The sequence below is a fragment of the Promineifilum sp. (SeqCode) genome, assembly GCF_041918635.1.
In the GTDB taxonomy this organism is placed as follows: Bacteria; Chloroflexota; Anaerolineae; order Promineifilales; family Promineifilaceae; genus Promineifilum.
In genome coordinates this window covers 1-4,830 of the sequence record NZ_JAYRVJ010000474.1, presented here as the reverse complement: position 1 = coordinate 4,830, position 4,830 = coordinate 1, and the positions used below count along the sequence as shown (strand labels likewise).

Genomic DNA, 4,830 nt, shown 5'->3' with positions numbered 1-4,830 from the left:
CGCCGCACCGGAAACTGAACTTCTGCCGTCAAGTCGCCCCCCACGACCGAGCCGTAGAAGACCTCGCGCGGCAGACCGTCCATGACGTAGCCGTTGGCTTCCACCCAACGGCCGAGGGCCTGGTAGGCGGGCAGCAATCCCCCCGCCTTGCGGTAAAAGCCATCGGTGATGACCAGCGTCGCGGCCAGCGGAACCGCTTCCAGCCGGCGAACGGTAATACGGCCAGCCCCCTCTGACACAGGCGCCTCCGAAGAGTTGCCGCCCACGACGAAAGCGCACTCGGCGTCAATGCCGCCGCCCTCCGCCCCGTCGCCGTAGTAGATCGACAGCGACGGGCCGAGCGGCAGCCGGTTGGCCGACATCCAGCTGGCGACCGCGTCGAACATGGCGGCGCAGCGGTCGGGCATCTGCTCGACCGTGGGCACGATCTCGCGGGCGGACACAATCAGCAGAGGTTCAATCGCCTTCAGGGTGATCTCGTTCAGGGACATGGTTTCCTCCAATTCCAGCATGGTCAGGTGGGCGCGGATGCGCGCCAGTCGGGCCTGGGCCTCATCCGCTTCGCGCTCCGCCGCCTCCAGTCGCGCGGCCAGCAGGTCGCGGAACACCGCCGGCGGCATGTCGTCGCGCAACAGCCGGCCGGCCGCCTCCAGCGAGAAACCAAGCTCTTTCAAGGCCAGGATTCGGTTGAGCGCGCCCAGTTGCCCAGCGGTGTAGTAGCGGTAGCCGGTAAAGCGGTCAACGCGCGCCGGCTTGAGCAGGCCCAGCGCGTCGTAGTGGCGCAATGCCTCCACCGTCACCTGCCCGATTCGCGCGAACTCGCCGATCTTGAACATGTCCTGAGTATAGCGTCTCGGGTAAGGCCAGAGTCAAGAGGGGAATGTGGTGGTGGTCAATGTCGCAGTTGCAGCAACGTGGCAATGGCCTCCCGTGGCGCGGGCCGCAAGCTGATGCCCATCCGGCCGGCCGCGGCCATCTGCGCCTCCATGTCGTCGCCCAGGCTAATGAGCGCCGCCTTCAGGTCTTCCCATGACGGCGACAGCGGCAGCGGGCGAACCAAACTCCGGTGGTACTCGTACGCCTGGCCGTTCAGCGAGCGCTCCACGCGCCGCACCAGCAGCCCCAACTCGTCGAGCCAGCAGCGGACGAGACCCAGGTCACGGCGGACGAGGTACCTGGCGGCAACGGCGCTCATCATCCAAAAGAAGGCGACCCACTCAGCCACCTGGGCGGGAAGGGTCGCCGGGTCCGGCGGCGGTGGCGGGGCTGCGTCTGGAATGGAGATTCGCTCGAACAGGAGGCGCGAGTCGGCGGGCCGCCGCGCCTGGGCATGGGGCACGAGAATCCAGTCAACCAGGTGGGCGGAGGGCCAGTAGAGGACGGACGTAAACGTGCCACCCTGCGGCGCATTGTGGTTGTTCTCGTGCACGTTGACCGGCTCGCCGAAGCGGCTAAAGAAGGTGAGGCGCTCGGCCGGCGGCCACGCAGTGGTCATCTCCATCCGTTGGCATAGCGATTCGCTATAGGCGTCGGCGATGACGACCGTCAGATCGATGTCGCTAACCGCGTCCGCCTCGTCCCGTCCATAGCTGCCCGTCAGCCACGCGGCGACGACGCGCTCGTCTTTCGACAGAGACTCGATTAGCGCGGCCAGCAGCGTTTCGCGCCCTTGTCGGTAAGCTTCTAAGTCGTTGGTCATGGACATTCATCCGGCAGCGTGTCGCGCCGGCATGGCGCGACGCGCTGCACATGCTCACTCGATCTCCCCATGCCAGATGCGCCGCATCTCCGGCGAACTCTCCAGCAGTTCATCCAGCGTCCCCCGCGCGGCGATCCGGCCGCCGTCGAGAACAATGATCTGATCGGCGCGGCGCAACGCCGGACGGCGGTGGCTGACCACCAGGCACGTCGGCCGCGCCTCACCCGCCTCGTCCACCAATCGCTGCCACAGCAGCCCCTCCGTCTCCACGTCGAGCGCGCTGGACAGATCGTCGAAGACCAGCAGTTCGGCATCGCGCACCAGCATCCGCGCCGCGGCGGCCCGCTGCACCTGCCCGCCCGACAGCCGCACGCCGCGCGGCCCGACGACGGTGTCCAGCCCGGCCTCCAGCGCCGCCACGTCCGGCTCCAGCACGGCGGCGTGGAGGGCGGCATCCAGGCGGCCGTCGTCGGGCAAACCCATCAGGATATTGGCCCGCAGCGACTCGCTGAACAGGCGCGGCACCTGCGGCGTGTAGGCCGAGCGCGGCGGGACAAAGTGCGCGGCCGGGTCGCCGACCGCCCGTCCATTCCAGCACACCTCGCCCGCCTGCGGCGGCAGCAGCCCCAGCAGCGCCCGCAGCAGCGTTGTCTTGCCGCTGCCTACCCGGCCGGTGATGACAGTGAAGGAGCCGCGGGGCAGGGTGAAGGTGGCGTCGGCGATGCCACTGACCGTCGACCGGCGACCGCCGACCGCAGGAAGCGCAGGGGAGTGGGGGAGTGGGGGGGCGGGGGTGAAAGAGGCCGCCGCAGGCGTTTCTTCTCCCTCCTGCTCACCCGCTCCCCGGCTCCCCCGCTCATGAAGGTAGGTCAATCCCATTACGCTCAACTCCACCAACCGGTCGCCCTCCCCCTTCACCGGCAGGGCCATCGCCGGCTGGCCGCCCTTTTCGTAGACGGGCGCGTGGGCGACGATACTGGCCGCCGGCGCGTCGGGGTGCATCTCCTGCAAGCGGTCAAGCACCACCCGCTGCTGGGCGATCTCCGACATGAAGCTGCCCAGGTTGGCCGGGAAGTGGACGGCGATGGTCAGGTAGGTGACGAACAGGGAGAAGTCGCCGATGGTCATGGCCCCCGACTGGATCGACTGCCCGGCCAGCAGAACGACCAGAGCCACGGCAATGTCGCCCATGCTCTGGCCGGCCGAGAAGGACAGCGTCAGGAAGGTGTTTTGCCGCACGCCCGCCTTGCGCCGCGCCTCGCTCAATGTCTCGAAGAAGCGCAGCGCCCCGGTCTCAGCATCGGCCACCTTAACCGCCTGCACACTACCCAGTATTTCGCCCAGGAAGCCGGTGACGCGGCTGCCGGCGACGCGGGTGGCCCGATCGTAGAGCAGGAAGCGCCGCCAGGCGACGCGGTTGATGAAGAAAACGGTCACCAGCGGCAACACGGCGATGAGCGTGATCCACGGGTTGATGCGGGCCATGATGACGATGGCGAAGAGGAAGGCGATGGCCTGACCGACCTCCTGCGTCAGCCACAGGGGGAAGTCGGAGAAGTCGCCCACGTCGCGCTCCAGGCGGTGAATGGCGTCGCCCGACTCGACCGGCATCGGCCGCGCCGCCGGCTTGGCCAGGATGTTGCGCATGAAGTTGACGCGCATCAGCACGCCGTTGATGCCGCGCACCAGCCAGCCAGTCCAATCGTCGCCGACGCCGACGACCATACGGCCCAGCTGGACGCCGACGAACAGCGCCAGCAGCGCGCCGATGCCGAACGTAGCCGGAGCCGAGCCGGTCAACTCGTCAAAGAAGCGCCGGCTAATCAGCCCAGGCACAAGCTCGATGACGATGAACACGACGCCGAAGAGCAGGTTGGCGGCGAAGTACCACGGCCGGTAGCGGATCAGCGCCCACGTGCCTTTCCAGACGGGAAGAGAATCCACAGATTTCACAGATTGCACAGATTGTGAAGAAGTGGTCATTGGGACGCCTCGGTCGTCGCTGCGGGGGAGCAGGGGAGCGGGGGAGCGGGGGAGAAGAAACCCATCAGGCAACGATTCTTTCTCCCCTGCCCCCCTGCACCCCCGCTCCCCTGCGTTTGAGACAGATACCATACAGTCATGCTAACACCTCCTCCAGCCCCGTCTGCAACAGCCCGTAGAAGCGCGAGCCGGGGTCGGCGGCCAGGGCCAGGCGCGGGCCATGCTCGACGACCCGCCCGCCTTCCAGGATAAGGATGTCATCGGCCCGCCCCACCGTGCGCAGGCGGTGAGCGATGATGATGCCCGTCCGACCGGCCAGCAGCCGGTCGATGGCCCGCTCCAGTAGTTGCTCCGTCGCCGGATCGAGGCGCGACGACGCCTCGTCCAGCACCACCAACTGCGGATCGCGCAAAAAGACGCGGGTGAAAGCCAGCAGTTGCGCCTCGCCGGCCGACAGCCCCTTGCCGCCGCTCTCCAGCACCGTATCCAGCCCATCCGGCAGGTCGCGATACCAGCCGCCCAGGCCAAGCGTCTCCAGCGCGTCCACGATGCGGGCGTCGTCCAGCGCCGGCCGGGCCGGGTCGTAGGCGCCGAACAGCGTCAGGTTGTCGCGCACCGTGGCGGCGAACAGTTGCACGTCCTGCGTCACCATGCCGATGTGCCGGCGCAGATCGCCCAGCCCGGCGGCGCGGATGTCGGTCTCGCCCAGGCGGATGGCCCCGGCGTCCACGTCATAGAGCCGGAAGAGCAGCCGGGTCAATGTCGTCTTGCCGCTGCCCGTCCGGCCCAGCACGCCCAGGACGCGGCCAGGCTCCAGGGCAAAGGTCACGTCGCGCAGGACGACGTCGGTTGCCTCCGGCGCGGCTGGCTCGTCGCTTGTCGTTCGTCGCTCGTCACTCGTCGTTCGTCTGTCTTTATAGGCAAACGACACCCCCTCAAACCGCACCGGCGGCGAGCCGGCGGGCAAGGGCGCGCGCGGGCCGGCTGTCCCTTCGGTCACGTCCGGTCGCAGGTCGAAGAACTCCCGCGTGCGGTTGACGCTGGCCAGGGCGCGTTGGATGCTCGCCAGTTGTCGCTGCACCTGGCTGATAGGGGAGTCCAGCAGGCCGACGTAGTAGACGAGCAGGAAGACCGTGCCGATGCTCATG

4 protein-coding genes are annotated in these 4,830 nt (G+C 68.1%); all 4 read right to left on the bottom strand.

Translation table 11 applies throughout. The features are described from left to right. A partial coding sequence (locus ACE3UY_RS14385) for a MerR family transcriptional regulator (protein ID WP_374688199.1) occupies positions 1 to 836 on the bottom strand: 836 nt, incomplete at its 3' end. A gap of 56 nt (positions 837 to 892) precedes the next feature. Next, positions 893 to 1,699: a nucleotidyltransferase domain-containing protein gene (locus tag ACE3UY_RS14380; RefSeq protein WP_374688198.1), complete on the bottom strand. Its 807-nt coding sequence runs from the start codon at positions 1,697 to 1,699 to the stop codon at positions 893 to 895. Positions 1,700 to 1,753: 54 nt separating this feature from the next. Then, positions 1,754 to 3,643 (bottom strand): ABC transporter ATP-binding protein, encoded by a 1,890-nt coding sequence (locus ACE3UY_RS14375; protein ID WP_374688197.1) that lies wholly within the window; start codon positions 3,641 to 3,643, stop codon positions 1,754 to 1,756. A 175-nt stretch (positions 3,644 to 3,818) separates the two neighbouring features. Beyond that, positions 3,819 to 4,830: ABC transporter ATP-binding protein (locus ACE3UY_RS14370; RefSeq protein WP_374688196.1), on the bottom strand; the 1,012-nt coding region annotated here is incomplete at its 5' end.

Excerpts from the sequence above, each read along its gene's own strand:
- ACE3UY_RS14380 (WP_374688198.1), bottom strand. The coding sequence starts at position 1,699 with ATGACCAACGACTTAGAAGCTTACCGACAAGGGCGCGAAACGCTGCTG.